The sequence below is a fragment of the Hassallia byssoidea VB512170 genome (assembly GCF_000817785.2).
GTDB lineage: Bacteria > Cyanobacteriota > Cyanobacteriia > Cyanobacteriales > Nostocaceae > Hassallia > Hassallia carrinoi.
Genome location: NZ_JTCM02000090.1, coordinates 1 through 16754, shown reverse-complemented (window position 1 = coordinate 16754; position 16754 = coordinate 1). Strand labels below are relative to the sequence as shown.

General features: G+C 40.8%; 14 protein-coding genes. 10 read left to right on the top strand and 4 right to left on the bottom strand.

Annotation, left to right across the window (positions count from 1 at the left end; translation table 11 throughout):
* The first annotated feature begins 353 nt into the window (after positions 1-353).
* From PI95_RS36240 to PI95_RS26460, 4 genes are all read left to right on the top strand, one after another.
* Entirely contained in the window at positions 354-509 is a 156-nt protein-coding gene (locus PI95_RS36240) for a QAALIT motif small membrane protein (protein WP_236117204.1), read from the top strand.
* 198 nt (positions 510-707) lie between these two features.
* Positions 708-2780 carry a thioredoxin domain-containing protein gene (locus PI95_RS26470; RefSeq protein WP_039748488.1) on the top strand — a complete coding sequence of 691 codons (2073 nt, stop codon included), beginning with the start codon at positions 708-710 and terminating at the stop codon, positions 2778-2780.
* 62 nt (positions 2781-2842) lie between these two features.
* Complete coding sequence (locus PI95_RS26465) at positions 2843-3454, top strand: Uma2 family endonuclease (RefSeq protein ID WP_039748487.1); 612 nt, start codon at positions 2843-2845, stop codon at positions 3452-3454.
* A gap of 153 nt (positions 3455-3607) precedes the next feature.
* Complete coding sequence (locus PI95_RS26460; RefSeq protein WP_039748485.1) at positions 3608-3994, top strand: DUF8817 family protein; 387 nt, start codon at positions 3608-3610, stop codon at positions 3992-3994.
* 34 nt (positions 3995-4028) lie between these two features.
* Here the strand turns inward: PI95_RS26460 and PI95_RS26455 are convergent, their stop codons facing one another.
* On the bottom strand, positions 4029-4343 hold the full coding sequence (locus PI95_RS26455) for a type II toxin-antitoxin system PemK/MazF family toxin (RefSeq protein ID WP_163519217.1): 315 nt from the start codon (positions 4341-4343) through the stop codon (positions 4029-4031).
* A gap of 32 nt (positions 4344-4375) precedes the next feature.
* Complete coding sequence (locus PI95_RS26450; protein ID WP_039748483.1) at positions 4376-4567, bottom strand: hypothetical protein; 192 nt, start codon at positions 4565-4567, stop codon at positions 4376-4378.
* Between the two features lie 84 nt (positions 4568-4651).
* Between PI95_RS26450 and PI95_RS26445 the strand changes: the two genes are divergently transcribed.
* Positions 4652-5236 (top strand): molybdenum cofactor guanylyltransferase, encoded by a 585-nt coding sequence (locus tag PI95_RS26445; RefSeq protein WP_039748482.1) that lies wholly within the window; start codon positions 4652-4654, stop codon positions 5234-5236.
* Between the two features lie 49 nt (positions 5237-5285).
* Here the strand turns inward: PI95_RS26445 and PI95_RS26440 are convergent, their stop codons facing one another.
* Both PI95_RS26440 and PI95_RS26435 read right to left on the bottom strand, forming a co-directional pair.
* Positions 5286-6794 (bottom strand): ABC transporter permease subunit, encoded by a 1509-nt coding sequence (locus PI95_RS26440; protein ID WP_039748481.1) that lies wholly within the window; start codon positions 6792-6794, stop codon positions 5286-5288.
* Between the two features lie 196 nt (positions 6795-6990).
* On the bottom strand, positions 6991-7725 hold the full coding sequence (locus PI95_RS26435) for a methyltransferase domain-containing protein (RefSeq protein ID WP_039748479.1): 735 nt from the start codon (positions 7723-7725) through the stop codon (positions 6991-6993).
* A gap of 237 nt (positions 7726-7962) precedes the next feature.
* On the opposite strand from PI95_RS26435, the gene PI95_RS26430 reads away from it, so the two are divergent.
* The 5 genes from PI95_RS26430 to PI95_RS26410 all read left to right on the top strand — a co-directional run.
* On the top strand, positions 7963-8988 hold the full coding sequence (locus PI95_RS26430) for a FecCD family ABC transporter permease (protein ID WP_039748477.1): 1026 nt from the start codon (positions 7963-7965) through the stop codon (positions 8986-8988).
* Between the two features lie 109 nt (positions 8989-9097).
* On the top strand, positions 9098-9874 hold the full coding sequence (locus PI95_RS26425; protein WP_039748476.1) for an ABC transporter ATP-binding protein: 777 nt from the start codon (positions 9098-9100) through the stop codon (positions 9872-9874).
* A 339-nt stretch (positions 9875-10213) separates the two neighbouring features.
* A complete protein-coding gene (locus PI95_RS26420) occupies positions 10214-11092 on the top strand; it encodes an ABC transporter substrate-binding protein (protein WP_039748474.1) in 879 nt (292 codons plus the stop codon).
* Positions 11093-11557: 465 nt separating this feature from the next.
* On the top strand, positions 11558-15385 hold the full coding sequence (locus tag PI95_RS26415; RefSeq protein WP_039748473.1) for a DUF7379 domain-containing protein: 3828 nt from the start codon (positions 11558-11560) through the stop codon (positions 15383-15385).
* Between the two features lie 205 nt (positions 15386-15590).
* The coding region (locus tag PI95_RS26410; RefSeq protein WP_201280616.1) for a caspase family protein at positions 15591-16754 on the top strand (1164 nt) is incomplete at its 3' end.

Sequence of the window (16754 nt, the reverse complement as noted above, 5' to 3'; positions counted from 1 at the left end):
GTGAGACCAGCGCTGCGGGAGGGTTTCCCTCGTGCCGGCTCTGGCGAACCCGAAGGGAGGTCACGAACGTTGTAGCGACTGGCACAGGACAAGGGGACAAGGAGGACAGAGGTAAATTTTGACTTTTAACTCCTAACTCTTAACTCTTAACTCCTAACTCCCCACTCCTAACTCCTAACTCTTAACTCTTAACTCCCCACTCCCCAATGCCCATTCCCCATTCCCCATTCCCCATTTCTACTAACAATCATCCGGATGAATCTGCCTAAAGCTGTAAATCGATAGTACGAGGTGCAATCGGGTTAATCAACTCTACTACAATTGCCATCCACCCGAAGACACAGGAGACTACCATGTTAGAAAAACTTTTGCAAGCCGCTATCATCACGTTTCTACTTCATTTGTTAGCGGGACTTAACCAAAATACTTCTATTCATACTAAAACAGAATCATCTTTAAATACTTTGCCAGTGCCAATGGTTAGCTGGGTCTTTCGCTCTCTGCCATAAATGTATAGTATTTGACAAATTGTCGAGGAATAAGCCGATCGCACTTTTTCACTCATTAAGTTGCTCGTCGCTGGGAAGCGCTGTGTATCTGGAGTTTTCTAGAGGTTACACCCCAGTAGCATTATGAAATATTTATCCGGAAAGTGAAATAGTATTAGACTGAGCAAAGAAGGTAATGTAACTACCGCTCTTTGAATCATGACGAATCGTCTTGCTCAAGCCAAGAGTCTGTACCTCCGCAAACACAGCGAAAACCCCATCGATTGGTGGAGTTGGTGTGATGAAGCACTTTTAACTGCAAAAACGCAAAATAAGCCGATTTTTCTCTCGATTGGCTACTCTAGCTGTCACTGGTGTACTGTGATGGAAGGTGAAGCGTTTTCAGACTTGGCGATCGCCGAATACATGAACGCTAATTTTCTCCCAATTAAAGTAGACCGCGAAGAAAGACCGGACATCGACAGCATTTATATGCAGTCTTTGCAGATGATGAGCAACGGTCAAGGAGGCTGGCCCTTAAATGTCTTTCTTTCTCCAGAGGATTTAGTACCGTTTTATGCTGGTACTTATTTCCCTGTTGAACCGCGCTTTGGTCGTCCTGGCTTTTTACAAGTTTTGCAAGCGCTGCGTCGCTATTATGATACCGAAAAAGATGACTTACGTCAACGCAAAGCGGTAATTTTAGAGTCGCTGCTCAGTTCTGCGGTTTTGCAATTAGATGACGCAACCGCACAAGATAATGAATTATTACGCCAAGGCTGGGAAACTAGCACGGTTATAATTACTTCGGATCAACAAGGTAATCGGTTCCCGATGATTCCCTATGCGGAATTAGCGCTACGGGGAACTAGATTTACTTTTTCTGATGCTGGGGAAGAATCAAGGTACAATGGCAAGCAAGTTTGTACTCAGCGTGGACTAGATTTAGCATTAGGCGGTATTTTCGATCATGTAGGTGGTGGCTTTCACCGTTACACGGTTGATTCTACTTGGACTGTACCGCATTTTGAAAAGATGCTTTACGACAATGGTCAGATTGTCGAATATCTGGCATCTTTGTGGAGTGCAGGGGTACAAGAGCGGGCTTTTGAAAGAGCGATCGCTTTAACTGTAAAATGGTTAAGTCGGGAAATGACCGCTCCTGAAGGTTACTTCTATGCAGCTCAAGATGCTGACAGTTTTACAACCGCAGCTCAAGCTGAACCAGAGGAAGGAGCTTTTTACATCTGGAGTTACAAAGAATTACAGGAATTGCTGACTGCTCTTGAACTAACAGAATTACAACAGCACTTCAGTGTAACGCCTAATGGCAACTTTGAAGGTAACAATGTGTTGCAAAGGCGTTATGCAGGAGAATTAAGTGATACTTTAGAAGATATACTCGAAAAGCTTTTTGTTGCTCGCTACGGTGCAACATCTAATGAACTTAAAACTTTTCCTCCCGCCCGCAACAACCACGAAGCAAAAACGGTAAACTGGCTTGAACGTATTCCAGCAGTCACAGATACAAAGATGATTGTCGCTTGGAATAGCTTGATGATTTCCGGTTTGGCAGTAGCTTATAAAGTATTTCAACAACCTGATTATTTAGAACTAGCAACACGAGCGGCAAAGTTTATCTTAGATAATCAGTTTGTCGATGGGCGTTTTCATCGCTTAAATTACCAATTGTCTCCGAGCGTGTTAGCTCAATCTGAAGATTACGCCTTTTTTATCAAAGCGTTGTTGGATTTACAAGTTAGTTCACCCAATCAAACGTTTTGGTTAGAAAAAGCGATCGCTCTCCAAGATGAATTTGACGAATTTCTTTTAAGTGTGGAATTAGGTGGTTATTATAACACATCTAAAGATGCAAGTCAAGATTTAATTGTGCGGGAACGCAGTTATGTAGATAACGCTACACCGTCAGCGAATGGAATAGCGATCGCTAATCTTGTGCGGTTGGCGCTTTTGACGGATAATTTGCATTATCTCGATTTAGCTGAACAAGGGTTAAAAGCTTTTCGAGCCGTAATGAGTCGTTCTCCTCAAGCTTGTCCGAGTTTGTTTGCAGCTTTGGATTGGTATCGTAATTCTACTTTAATTCGCACTACAACTGAGCAGATAAATGTGCTTATTCCTAAATATTTGCCTACGGCTGTGTTTAGCAGCGTATCTAAATTGCCAGAGCGTAGTGTAGGATTAGTTTGCCAAGGTTTGAAATGTCTGCCAGCTGCTGAAAGTATCGAGCAATTATTGCAGCAAGTTCAGCAAAGTCAAACTAGGGGATGAGCCAAGAAAAATAGCTAGATGTTTCCTTCTTCATCGGAAAGAAAGTTAACAGGAAATTTGAGATGACTCAAGCTTTAACTAAACTAGTAACATTTGAAGAATTTACCGCGTGGAAACCTGAAGGTGGACGTTACGAACTGCACGATGGGGTAATTGTCGAAATGACTCAACCACTAGGAGATCATGAAGACATTGTTGGTTTTTTGGTTGAAATATTAGTTAGAGAATATACTCGTTTAAATTTGCCTTATCGAATACCCAAAACTGCATTAGTCAAGCCTCCTGAAAGCGAGTCAGGTTACTCGCCAGATGTGTTGTTATTAAATCGTGATAACCTTAAAAACGAGCCATTCTGGAAAAACAAATCGACTGTTACTTTATCTGCATCAATTCCCTTGATTATCGAAGTTGTCAGCACTAATTGGCGCGACGATTATTATAAAAAATATGCCGATTACGAGAGTATTGGAATTCCTGAGTATTGGGTTGTGGACTATCTTGGTCTTGGTGCGAAAAAGTTTACTGGGAATCCCAAACTCCCTACTATCTCGATTTATCAGCTAATCGATGAAGAGTACCAAGTTACCCAATTTCGGGGTACTAATCAGATTATCTCTCGCACCTTTGGTGAATTGAATCTAACTGCTCAACAAATTTTTGATGCAGCGTTATAGCCAGGAACGCTATTCTTTGTATGATGACGAACCGTAGCGAATTAACTGCGATATATCTGCCTACGGCTGTGTTTACCAGCGTATCTAAATTACCAGAGCGTAGTGTAGGATTAGTTTGCCAAGGTTTGAAATGTCTGCTTTCATAAAAGAAGTATGAAACAACCCATACTAGGAAAAATCAGTCCGATAATTCCTGCTGGTAGCGATATGGAAAAAGCGATCGCTTTCTACGAACAACAGCTGGGCTTTACAACAATATATCAAGAAGGCGAGCCAGTGACGATGGCGATAGTCAAACGCGATTCAGTAGAAATTTTTCTGCAAAAGAATGATGATAAATATTTAGCTGAATGGACAACTTTTCGCATTCAAGTTGATGGTATAGAGCAACTTTATCAGGAATTGCAAACGAATGGTGGACAAATGATTCATCCCAATGGATTTCTAGAAATAAAACCTTGGGGAACGAAAGAGTTTGCAATTCTTGATATGGCTGGTGTGTGTATTACGTTTTATGAATCTGTAGCTAATGGTATTTGAAAATATGCATTCTAACTTTAGTTATCGTTAATTGCTACTCTTCATCTTCTTTATTTTCAGAACTTATTTCCTCACATCCCAACCAAAAGAGTAATACTTTCTCCACTTTCGCTAGTTGTTCAAGTGTCAAGCTTCCCAATTTTCGTAGGAGTTTTGCATGAGGAATTGTAATAATATTCTGCACATCAAATACTCCTGCTCTACGAAGGAAGTTTACTTCGACTTCTACCTCGAATCTTGAACCTCGTAAGCTAGTTGTGTGAGGAATAAGAGTCGCTAACGCACGGTCTGACTTAGTAACAGGAACGCTGATAACTAAGCATGGTCTGACTTTTGCCGTGTAACCCAAATCGACAAGCCAAACTTCTGGTGCGTTCGGGACTACTCATAATCAGATTCTTGCTTGTCTAACTCTAAAAAAATTTCTTCAGCATTGCAGACTAAATCCTCATCTGATAAAGGTGGAAAGTCCAAATGAAGAACACGTTTTAAAATCTCTAAGGCAATTTCCAGCCTTTCTGATTCAGTCAGACTATCAAAGGTACTTAAAAGTTCTTGTGATGAACCAGTCATAGCTACTTTTTTCAGATACTCTTAAAGGATAATATAACGTGAGTTCAATGCTCATGATTTAACCTTCTGGCTATTCTTGGTATGATGACGAACCGTAGCGAATTAACTGCGATAATCTTAGCTGGGGGCAAAAGTTCTCGCATGGGTGAGGATAAAGCTTTGATTTCGATTGAAGGTGTGCCGTTGTTGCGATTAATTTATAACATTGCTGAAGCTTGTGCGGCTACAGTTTATGTTGTCACACCTTGGGAAGAACGCTATCAACAAATACTACCGCCTAATTGCCAGTTTATAAAAGAAACGCCTTTATCTAATGGACCATTAGTCGGATTTGCTCAAGGACTAGCGCAAGTACAAACAAATTGGGTATTATTGCTAGCGTGCGATTTGCCGAACTTGCGAGTAGAAGTTTTGCAAGCATGGGCAAATCAACTTGATAATGTATCAACGGAAGCGATCGCCGCTTTAGCGCATCATATCAAAGGATGGGAACCGTTATGTGGTTTTTATCGCCGCAGTTGTTTACCAGACTTAAATGAGTATATCAATCAAGGCGGGCGATCGTTTCAGCAGTGGCTCAATCAACATTCCGTGCAACTTTTACCCGTCACAGAACCGGGAATGCTATTTAACTGCAATACACCAGAGGATTTAGCTAATTTAAATTAAGTTCGTAGGGTGTGTTGTCGCGCAGCGCAACGCACCTACATTTAACTTATCACTTACTTTGTTTTTTAAAAGGATTAAGCGATCGCTCCCAGCGATTAAATGCTTGGGAAAAAAACAGCGTCATAAATAAATAAACCAACGCGACAGAGGCATAAATCTCAAACGAACGATAGTTTTCCGCTACAATTAGCTGCCCTTTGCGAAACAACTCTTCAAAGCCGATGATAGCAACTAAGCTAGTGTCTTTAAGCAGGCTAATGAACTGATTGCCAAGTGGTGGCAACATCCGTCGCAAAGCTTGAGGAAAGATTACATAGCGCATCGTTTGCACTGAACTCAAGCCCAGTGATTGCGAGGCTTCTGCTTGCCCCGGATCAATTGATTGGATACCTGCGCGGACAATTTCCGCAATGTAAGCAGCGCTATTGAGACTCAATGCAATCACCGCTGCCGCTAGACGATTTAAGTTGAAGGTGAAACCAAAACTTTGGGTAAAAGCAGGCAAACCAAAGTAAATCATAAAAATCTGCACCAGCAACGGTGTTCCCCGGAAGAAATCCACATATGCTGCGGCACAAAAGCGCAAAAGTGCAATACGAGAAAGCCGAACAATCCCAATCAGTGAACCCCCGACTATTCCCAGCAATACTGAGAATGTTGTCAGTTCAAGAGTCACCAAAGCCCCATCTAGCAAGACGGGTAGTGACTTGAAGATAATGTTTAATGAGGTAAATAACTCAGATACGCCTTTTTTAGGAATCTCGTTTTCAATCGGCGATTTTTCTGGTAATTGTGGCGGTTGAGTACCAAACCACTTTTGGTAAATTTTCGCGTAAGTGCCATTTTTCAGCACCGTTGCCAGACCTTGGTTAATCAGGTCTAGGTTGGGCGATCCTTTAGGTGTAGGAATGCCATAAAATTCTTCTGTCAGCAGACTGCTAACTATTTTGAGTCGCTTGAGATCGCCACTTTTTATGCCGTATAAAATAACGACTTGATCGTTAAGAACGGCATCGACATTGCCGTTAATTAATGCTTGAAGAGTTAAGGGTGAATCATTAAAAGTGCGAATTTCCGCTCCGGGAATATTTTTAGCTTTGAGTGCGCCGGTTGTTCCAATTTGCACGCCAATAATCTTGTTTTTAAGATTATCGAAATTGGTAATATTTTGATTGTCTGTGCGGGTGGCGATCGCTAGACCAGATTTGAAGTAAGGACGCGAGAAGGAAATTATCTTCACTCGTTCGGCAGTAATCGTCATCGCTGCAACTGCCGCATCTACTGTTTGCGTCTGCAATGCGGGAATCATCCCAGCAAAAGGCATATTTTGATACTTAACTTTAAAGTTAGCAGATTGGGCGATCGCCTGAATCAAGTCAACGTCAAAGCCTTGCAACTCACCAGTTGCAGATTGAAACTCAAAAGGGGGAAACGTTGGTTCTACTGCCACCGTAAGTGTTTTCCCAGTAGTGGAACTGTTTGTGAAACTACACGATGTCAGCAGAAATAGACACAAATAGCCAAGAACTAGCCAACGGATAACAGTCAACCTTTGCATATTTTTTAGACTTTTCTCATCTCTCCATTTCATTTAAAAGATAATTGCTTATTCCTTCAGTTGGTGAATTTACAGAGATTAATTTGAATGCAAAAAACCTGGTTAAAGAAACCGAATTTTTGACTAGTAGTGCGTCAAGGACTAATTGACGGATAGATTTTATGTAGAGACACAGGTTATCGCGTCTCTTTAACCGTCAAAATGAGGGAGAGGCAATAAATGTCCAACTTGCCATATATGTTCCAGCAAACTTACTTGAATAGTCAGTAGAAGCATCCTCAACAAACCAGTCAGGAATCACTTTTTGCTGTGCAATTTTCTTTTCCAAGCCGATTTGTAAGCACATATTCTCGTAAACAATGTTTGCCTTCGCAGTTGACAGCATTTTTTCTACTAACTTTTGTAGCCATTCCGCTCGAACAAACAAATTATGATCTGGATGGTCGCCGTAATTAAATCCGACAATTATGACTAGATATCCTTTGTCGTTTACTATCTTGTCCAGACAAAATTGAATAATTTCTTGCTCATCTTTGTGTTGTTCGCTTTCCTTATCAACGGTATGATATATCATCCCGCATAGCACCACTGCATCAAACTTTTTATTTTCTGTAGCAAGTTGACGCAGAAATATCCATAAGTCTTGATAGACAAAGATTCTATTTGGATATAGGCTTAAACAGTATTTAATCGAATATTCACTATGATCTACCCCAACGTAGTCACATTGAGAAGGTAGATATTTGAGCAAAGCCCCATTTCCACACCCCAGATCCAACAAAGAGAATGACCGACCTTTAAAAATATTCTCTAAAAAATTAATGAAGAGTGTGTAGCGGGTAGCATTTTCCGGCTGTTCAAAGTAGGAAAAATAGTCTGATTGAAAACGTTCTTCTTCAGACATTTTGCGTTCCGGGTAATTATCTTCCATATCGGTCAGGATGTCAAATGAATGGTGTGAAGAGCAAAAATTTGTAAACTACCTTCTCGGTAAAATTCTATTGGTGGGTAAAATTTTCGCCCAACTATAGGCGCATAGTCAAGGAAATTCTACCAAAATTGACCTTGCCTAGTAGTGTAAATATCAATTCTGAGTATCGCCCCGTCAGGTCAATGTGTAAGTCCTATAATGATTAGAGGAAATTATTGATAATTTACTATCACATAAATGGGAGCATTTAAATTGCGGCTTCCGGGACTAGGAAAAATAATTGAAAGCGATCGCCTAATCATAGCTACACTACTTCTAACTATCGCCTTGATTATAATCGTCGGCATTTCCCTATCATTTGGAGCAGTATCAATGACGACTGCTCAAATATGGCAAGCACTGACGAAAACAGGCGATCCGCTGAATCAAACAATTATTTGGGACTTGCGTTTACCGCGCACTTTGGCAGCAGTTTTAGTGGGTGCAGCTTTGGGAATGTCTGGTTCACTGCTGCAAGGAATGTTACGCAACGGACTAGCCGACCCCTTTTTACTCGGTATTTCTGCGGGTGCGGGTTTGTTTGCGATCGCTATGTTAAGCTTCGGAGTCTTTTTAAGTTGGATTCCCTTAGCCGCTTGGGTAGGCGGCTTATTGACAACAATTATCGTTTATTTTTTAGCTCGCAGTCGTGAAGGTATATCAATTGAGCGGTTAATTTTAGGTGGAGTTGCCGTCAGTTCTCTATTTGGGGCGATTCAATCTGTATTATTATTGATGGCAGAAGATGGTAGAATACAAACTGCCTTAAGTTGGTTGATTGGCAGTTTGAATGGGCGGGGATGGAATGAAGTAACCGTGGCTGGAGCTTATATTAGCGTAGCCTTGTTATTGGGATGCTTGCTAGCGCGTGCCGTCAACTTGTTGAATTTGGGTGATGAATTAGCAGTGAGTTTAGGAGTAAACTTATTGCGCGATCGCATTTTCATCGGTGGTGTCGCTACACTTCTAGCCGCCGGTGCAGTCAGTGTTGGTGGATTAATCGGCTTCGTCGGCTTAATTGTACCTCACGGTATCCGCCTCCTCGTCGGTACAGATTACCGCGCAGTTTTGCCATTAAGCGCAATTGGGGGTGCTTTAGTTCTCACCGCAGCCGATTTGCTTTCGCGCTTAGGTGCAGTAGAATTGCCCGTTGGTGCAGTTACCGCTTTACTCGGTTCACCTCTATTTATTTGGTTGTTATACAATCGAAAATCTGGAATTTAAGAAGTACAGACGCGATTAATCGCGTCTGTACGTCGTTAGTTGTTATGAGTACTTTTTTACAACCAACAACCAACAACTATCAACTAACAAATAACAACCAACAAATAAGATGCTTCTAGAAACACAAAATCTCATCGGTGGTTACACTAAACCAATTATCCACGAAATCACCCTAACAGTAGAAACAGGTGAATGGTTGAGTTTAGTTGGTGCAAATGGTTCCGGAAAATCGACACTACTAAAACTTATCAGTCGGCTACTGAAGCCACAACAGGGAACTGTATTGTTAGATGGTAAAGCCATTCACAGTCAACCCGCGTCAATTGTGGCGCAAAAGTTAGCATTATTACCACAACAGCAAACAATTCCCAGTGGTTTGACGGTGCGGCAACTGGTATCATTAGGACGTACACCGTATCAACCGTGGTGGCAATACTCACTTCAGCCAGAAGATAAAGCCAAAGTAGAAACCGCATTGCAGTTGACAAGGATGGATGAATATAGCGATCGCTTTGTCGAAGAATTATCAGGAGGAGAACGACAACGCGCATTTTTAGCACTTGCTTTAGCTCAAGATCCGCAAATTTTGCTTTTAGATGAACCCACAACTTATCTAGATATTCGCTATCAACTCGAATTACTCGAACTGCTCAAACAACTGAATCAACAGCATTTAACCATCATTACAGTTTTGCACGATGTCAATTTAGCAGCAAGATACAGCACACGGCTTGCACTTTTATCTCAAGGAAGAATTTTTGCGATCGGAAAACCCAAAGAAATATTAACACCCGCAAATTTAGCTGATGTTTTGGGAGTAGAAGTTGTAATTCTAGAAACACCAGTCGGTTTGCAGATTTGTCCTGTAGCAGCGATGAACGATTAAGCTGTATAAATCTTGTATTATTAGTTTTTTTTATGTATTATTGCTTACTTTTCTAAATTATGATATTATTTATTTATATGTAATTTACAAGACAAGTGTTTGTAACAGTATAAAACTATTATTAGAGAAAGATTTTTCAATAAACCTTGTATAGAACCCGGTGAGTAGCACAGTCAGATATTCCTAAGAGAATTTGACATATGTTTACTCGCCCTTTTTTATATCCATTCATATACAATAAAACAGAAATCAGAATTATATAGCAATCCTAAATAATTCCAACAGACTCTCTCTTTCTTTCCTTTGCGTCCTTCGCGCCTTCGCGGTTCGTTTAAAAACATGTATAATCGTTGCATCTCATCAATTTTCGCAATATTATTAAGCTTTCTCTTACTTGCTTGCAGCACCGCAACCACACAGCAACCACCAGCCACAAACATAAATCAAAACACATCAGCCAAAAAAGTAGTCGCTCTCAGCTCACTTGCAGCAGACATTATATCTCAACTCGACCAAACAAAACTTGTCGGCATTACAGGAAGCAAATTATTTAAAGATAATCCGCAATTTGAAAAACTTCCTCGCGTCAGTGAAGGACAAAATCCGCCTAATTTAGAAAAAATAGTCGCACTCAAACCAGATTTAGTAATTGGTGCAGAAGGTTTTTCTAATCAAACAACCGACAAACTCAAGCAACTAGGAATTCCAACATATCTCACCCAAGTAAAGACCTGGGAATCATTACAAGAACTTACCAAAACACTTGCTAAGTCAATTGATGCCGATCCGCAGCCATTATTAAATCGTTATAAAACCTTTTTACCAGAAAAGCAAAATCCGACATTATCAACTTTAGTTTTAGTCAGTCGCCAACCGATTTTAACACCAAATAAAAACAGTTGGGCTGGCGATTTACTCGCGAAATTTCCGACAAAAAATCTGGCAGCCGAATTACAAGGGAACAGTCCAATTGGAGGATATGTAACGCTTTCGGCAGAGAAAGTTTTACAAGCAAATCCAGATGTAATAATTGTAGTAAATCCTCCACAAAAAACTGATGCAGCGCTTTTAGATGACTTTAAAAAACAAGCTTTTTGGAAAGAACTAAAAGCTACGAAAAATAACCGAATTTACGTTTTTGATTATTACGGATTAGTGAATCCAGGTAGTATAGATGCGATTGAAAAAGCCTGCAAGCAACTGAAGCAGGTTTTATAAATCGTAGTAAGCGATGAGAGCGCTTATCTTAAGCACTGAAGTGCTTACTACGAGTTGAAAATTATATTAAGTTTAGTAAAAATCGCAATTAATATTTACACAACGCTCAGTTTTGTAACAATTATTTGAAAATACCGTTTCAAATGGTATAAATTCGGACTAAAATACTTGATAAATTGCTTGGCTTGATATCGGTAAGCCTTGCACTTACTGTTGTTCAACCATATAGCAAACACAAAAGCGTTATTTTACATCTCTAAATAATTAGGCATTGGATAAAGTGCATAATTTGATGTGCTGATGCCTATTGAGAATGTATAAGCAAAGCTTTACTTTTCTAAACGCAAAAAGGTAGGTTAAAACTAAAGCGGAAGCAGAATACAGACAACTTTTAATATTGCTACAAGAAAAATGCAACTGTAGTAAAACTACGATGTCAAAAAAGTTTCATTAAGTAGGGTAAATATGGCTAACAACATCTACGCACTTTTGGTTGGTATTGACGAATACGATCCGACATCTACACAGCAAGTTCCCTCATTAAAAGGTTGCGTTAACGACATCAAAGCTGTGGAAGCTTATCTGCGCGATCGCCTAACTTTAGATGGAAAATGGCAACTAGTCGAACCGACTAACCAATCTTGGATACTCACCAATGAACAAGCTACTCGTCAAGCAGTTATCGACGGCTTTTTACAGCATCTGTGCAAAGCAGACAGTGAAGATGTAGTCTTGTTTTATTATGCAGGTCATGGCGCTCAAGAGAAAGCACCACAAGAATTTTGGCATTTAGAAGCAGACCATTTAGATGAAAGTTTAGTTTGCTACGATAGCCGTACAGAAAATAGTCGAGACTTGGCAGATAAAGAAATAGCCTATCTAATCTCGAAAGTTGCAGAGAATAACCCTCATGTTGTCATCATTCTCGACTGCTGTCACTCCGGTTCGGGAACCAGAGATTTATCACCAGAAATTAGAGTGCGTCGTTCTCCGGTAGACTCCAGAGAACGTCCATTAAGCAGCTTTATTTTTGCCGAAGACACAACAGCATTGAATGAATTGTTGAATTCTTCGCGCAGCTTAGATGCGAAAACAACTGGTGTAACATTGCCAAAAGGCAAGCACGTCATGTTCTCCGCTTGTCGTGACTACGAATTGGCGAAAGAATATAAAGGAGAAGACGGTCAACCCAGAGGAGCTTTTTCTTACTTTTTATTGCAAACTCTCCAGCGGACTAATAATAGCATTACCTATCGAGATTTAGCGAGAAATCTCAATGCGTTGGTAAGTGGTAAAGTGAAGGAACAATCACCGCAAGTCGAAGCCACAGATTCAAAAGATTTAGACCAACCTTTCTTAGGTGGTGCAATCAAAGAACGTCCCAACTACTTTACCTTGACCCGCAGCCAGAACGATAATAGCTGGGTAATTGACGCAGGTGCTATTTCTGGTATCCCGAAACCGTCTAAGGATGGAGAGACTTTATTAGCAATATTTCCCGCTGCAAGTACTCCAGAACAATTAACTAAACTGGACCAAGCTTTAGGTGAAGCGCAAGTTATGCAAGTGCTGCCACAAAAAAGTAAAGTCAAAATTATCAGCGGTAGCGATCGCTTATCTCCAACTGAAACTTATTGGGCGATCGTTACTAACATACCATTGCCGCCTCTAAAAATTTACATCAGAAGCGAAGATAGCGAAAAAGCAGGTTTAGAACTCGTAAAACAAGCACTACAAACATCTGCACCCAATTCCAAACCTTCTTTATACGTCAGTGCAGTAGAAGATCCAAAAGAGGCAGATTACGATTTACTAATTCGTGGAGGTCAGTATTGCATTACACAGCCTAGCGATCAACGTCCGCTAATTGCTCCGATTCCCGAAAACTCGACCCAAGCCAATTATACCTCGGAAAATGCTCATGAAGTAGTTCATCGTTTAGAACATATTGCCCGGTGGACAAACATTCTCGAACTTTCCACCCCTGCGACTAGTAGCGTTAAAACCGATGATGTAGAGATGGAAATCAGCGTCCTTTCCGGACGACAACAAACTTCGCTTAGTGGTGATGAGAAAATAGCTTCAGAAATGCGGTTGGAGTATACCTATGAAAATGATGAATGGGTAAAGCCAACTATCCAAATCAAACTCACTAATAATAGCAAGAAACCACTTTATTGCAATGTATTAGACCTTGCAGAAAGTTACTCTATATCTAGCAACTTGTTAGACGAATTCCAAGCAAGCAGCTTCAAACTTGCACCCAAAGGTTCAGAAAATAGCAACACTCTCGAAAGTGGCAACCTCGAATTGGTCATCAGAGATGAATATTTAGCATTGGGAATTACTGAGTACAAAGATATATTCAAGCTGATAGTCAGCACAAGCGAATTTGATGCGAGTTTGCTACAACAAGATGGATTAAACCCCCCTTCTCCAACTCGTTCACTTGGAAGAGGTGGTACCCTTGACCGTTTAATGGCAGGGGTAAACAGTCGTGAAGCCGTGAGAGCCGAAGGCAGCTATGATAATTGGATGACTAAGGAAGTTTCGATTACCATAGTCTGTCCGCAAGAAGCGATCGCAATTCAATCTAATAGCAGCACTGCATTACAAAATGGTGTAGTTGAGGTGCAAGCACATCCGAGTTTGCAAGCAAAAGTTAATCTCACCACTGTACCGCAAGCAAGCAGAGATTTAGGCAATTTGATTTTACCTGCTATTTTGCGCCAACAACCTCGTATTACTGAATCCTTTCAATTTACCACCAGCCGAGGTAGCGATCCCGGCTTGAGTGCTTTAGAGTTAAGTGACGTAGCAGACCACACTGTTGTTACACCAGATGCACCACTAAAATTGCTAGTTGATACTCAATTAGCAGAGAATGAACACCTTTTACCGTTTGCTTATGATGGACAGTTTTTCTTACCATTAGGAAGAGGTTCCCGATTCTCAGATGGCAAAACGGAAATTACTTTAGAAAGGTTGCCAAAACCAACAGTCAGTAGTCGCAGCATACACGGTTCCATTCGGATTTTCTTTGAAAAAGTAGTTAGCCAAAAACTAGGAAGTCAATTTGAATATCCAATTTTAGCTATAGCCGAAGTTGGCGAAAAAGACAAAGTAACTTACGAAAAAGATAAGGAGATAATTAAAGCGCGAGTAGCGCAATCGAAAAAAATTATCCTCTACATTCATGGAATTGTTGGGGACACTGCAAGTATGGTTCCCAGTGTCAATAAAGCTTTCGCGGAAGTCGATGGAAAACTGCTTTCAATTAAAGAGCGTTATGACGTAGTTTTGGCTTTTGACTATGAAAATATCCAAACTACAATTCAAGAAAATGCCAAGTTTTTAGGGGAAAGATTGCAAGAAATTGGCTTGGGAGCAAACCACGGTAAACAATTGCATATTGTGGCTCATTCAATGGGTGGTTTGGTTTCTCGCTGGTTTATTGAGAGACAAGGCGGCAATCAAGTTGTGCAACATTTAGTAATGTTAGGCACACCAAATGCAGGTTCACCTTGGCCCTCTATACAGGATTGGGTTTTTACCGCTCTTGGTATCGGGTTGAATCAACTTTCGGCAATAGTTTGGCCCACGAAAATAGTAGCAGAGTTACTGAAAGTTCTGGAAAATAATGATAAATCTCTGGAGCAAATGCAGCCAGATTCACCTATTTTGAAAGAACTTGCCGAAAATCCCGATCCTGGTGTTCCTTATACAATTATTGCTGGTGACAGGTCGGTGATGGCTACTGCTGCAACACTTCAAGCAGACAAGCAAATCAATCCACTCAAACAACTGATGGATAGGATGTTTGGTTCATCTGTAAATAAAGTTGTAGATATGGCGTTCTTTAGTCAGCCGAATGATATAGCGGTGACTTTGACTTCAATCAAGAGCGTTAATTCTAAGCGATCGCCTCAACCAAGAATATTACCACCCGATGCTGCCTGCGATCACCTCACCTACTTTACTCATCCTGCCGGATTAGCTGCACTATCCAGAGCACTTTACGAATCTCCCCATGAAAATCAACCACCAGCAGCATCAGCGACAACTGCCAATGTATTAATTATTGAACCCAAAGGAAATACCACACCAAAACCTGCTGAAACTTCTTCACAAACCCAAAATCCTCTGCTAATTAGTAGCGCAATTATTACAGCAATTGCATTATTTATAGCAAGCGTTGCTGTCTCTATTTTGTGGAACCGTTTTCCGCAACCACAGCCAACTAGTCAAACCAGAAACAGTCAGACTGTAGCTGTTAACCAACACTCACTCTGACTAATTTCTACCAACTCCTGATAATTCTCGTTCCCGTGCAGAGCCAGGGAACGAGAATACTTAACATTACAAACTGTTAAAAATTCCTAATTATTTTACCCTTTTTAATTAGTAATTATGAATTATGAATTCATAATTAAAAATATCCATTTTTTTGTGTAGCTAAAATTAATACACAAGCTCATAAATTATAAATATTGCATCCATGCCTGATATTAAACGTAGTTTCGCAGTAATTATTGGTATTAATCAATATATTAATAATATTCCAGAATTAAAAACAGCTTGCAATGATGCCCAAAAAATCGCCGAAACTTTAGAGAAAAAATACCAGTACAACGTCCTCACCTTACTGGATACAGATGCTACTCACGCACGAATTAATAATTTGTTAACAGCTCTGGAAGCGCATACATTACCTTCTTCTGATAATAGCCAAATTCAAATTCAAGAAACTGACCGAGTATTATTCTACTTTGCCGGACACGGTATCGCCCTAGATGCATTAGATAGCGCTGATGGTCCAACAGGCTTTCTTGTTCCTCAAGATGCACGCATGGATAATGATAGCAGTTTGCTGCCCATGAAGCGACTGCACGATGCTTTAATTAAACTACCATGCCGTCATATATTAATTATCCTAGATTGTTGCTTCGCAGGCGCATTTCGTTGGGCAGGTAACAGAGATGCCGTGCGTCAAAATAAAGTATATCGCGAACGTTACGATCGCTTTATCTCTAGTTGCGCCCAGCAAGTAATCACCTCCGCCGGCGATGATGAAAAAGCCGCCGATTCGTTGTATCGGTTTGGACAACGCAATGAAGATTCGGGAAACTCCCCTTTTGCAGAATTACTTTTGAAAGCGCTATCAGGAAAAGCAGATTTCAGCAGCGATGGAGTCATCACAGCTACGGAAATATACGTATATATACATGGCGAATTGGGCAAGACAAGCGCCAAGCAAATCCCTAACTTTTGTCAACTCATACGTCACGACAAAGGGGAATATATCTTTCCCGTTCCTGGGTTTGACCCGAATAAGTTAGCACCAGCACCCGCACTCGATGAAAATACCAATCCTTACAGAGGATTGAACTCGTTTGAAGAAAAAGATAGCAGCCTCTTTTTTGGCAGAAAAGCCTTAATCGAAAAATTGCAAGCATTCATCATCAACCAACCGTTAACAGTGGTGCTGGGTGCTTCCGGTTCCGGAAAATCCAGCTTGGTGAAAGCCGGATTAATTACGCAGTTAAAGCAAGGAACTAAGGACAGGGGGGACAAGGGGAGCCAGCGCGTTGCGGAGGTCTCCTCCGTTGTAGCGACTGGCGTGGACAAGGGGAGCCAGCGCGTTGCGGAGGTCTCCTCCGTT

Coding starts and splice junctions, on each gene's coding strand:
- PI95_RS26445 (WP_039748482.1), top strand. CDS start 4,652: ATGACGAACCGTAGCGAATTAACTGCGATAATCTTAGCTGGGGGCAAA.
- PI95_RS26460 (WP_039748485.1), top strand. CDS start 3,608: ATGAAACAACCCATACTAGGAAAAATCAGTCCGATAATTCCTGCTGGT.
- PI95_RS26450 (WP_039748483.1), bottom strand. CDS start 4,567: ATGACTGGTTCATCACAAGAACTTTTAAGTACCTTTGATAGTCTGACT.
- PI95_RS26435 (WP_039748479.1), bottom strand. CDS start 7,725: ATGGAAGATAATTACCCGGAACGCAAAATGTCTGAAGAAGAACGTTTT.
- PI95_RS36240 (WP_236117204.1), top strand. CDS start 354: ATGTTAGAAAAACTTTTGCAAGCCGCTATCATCACGTTTCTACTTCAT.
- PI95_RS26430 (WP_039748477.1), top strand. CDS start 7,963: ATGGGAGCATTTAAATTGCGGCTTCCGGGACTAGGAAAAATAATTGAA.
- PI95_RS26425 (WP_039748476.1), top strand. CDS start 9,098: ATGCTTCTAGAAACACAAAATCTCATCGGTGGTTACACTAAACCAATT.
- PI95_RS26420 (WP_039748474.1), top strand. CDS start 10,214: ATGTATAATCGTTGCATCTCATCAATTTTCGCAATATTATTAAGCTTT.
- PI95_RS26465 (WP_039748487.1), top strand. CDS start 2,843: ATGACTCAAGCTTTAACTAAACTAGTAACATTTGAAGAATTTACCGCG.
- PI95_RS26470 (WP_039748488.1), top strand. CDS start 708: ATGACGAATCGTCTTGCTCAAGCCAAGAGTCTGTACCTCCGCAAACAC.
- PI95_RS26440 (WP_039748481.1), bottom strand. CDS start 6,794: ATGCAAAGGTTGACTGTTATCCGTTGGCTAGTTCTTGGCTATTTGTGT.
- PI95_RS26415 (WP_039748473.1), top strand. CDS start 11,558: ATGGCTAACAACATCTACGCACTTTTGGTTGGTATTGACGAATACGAT.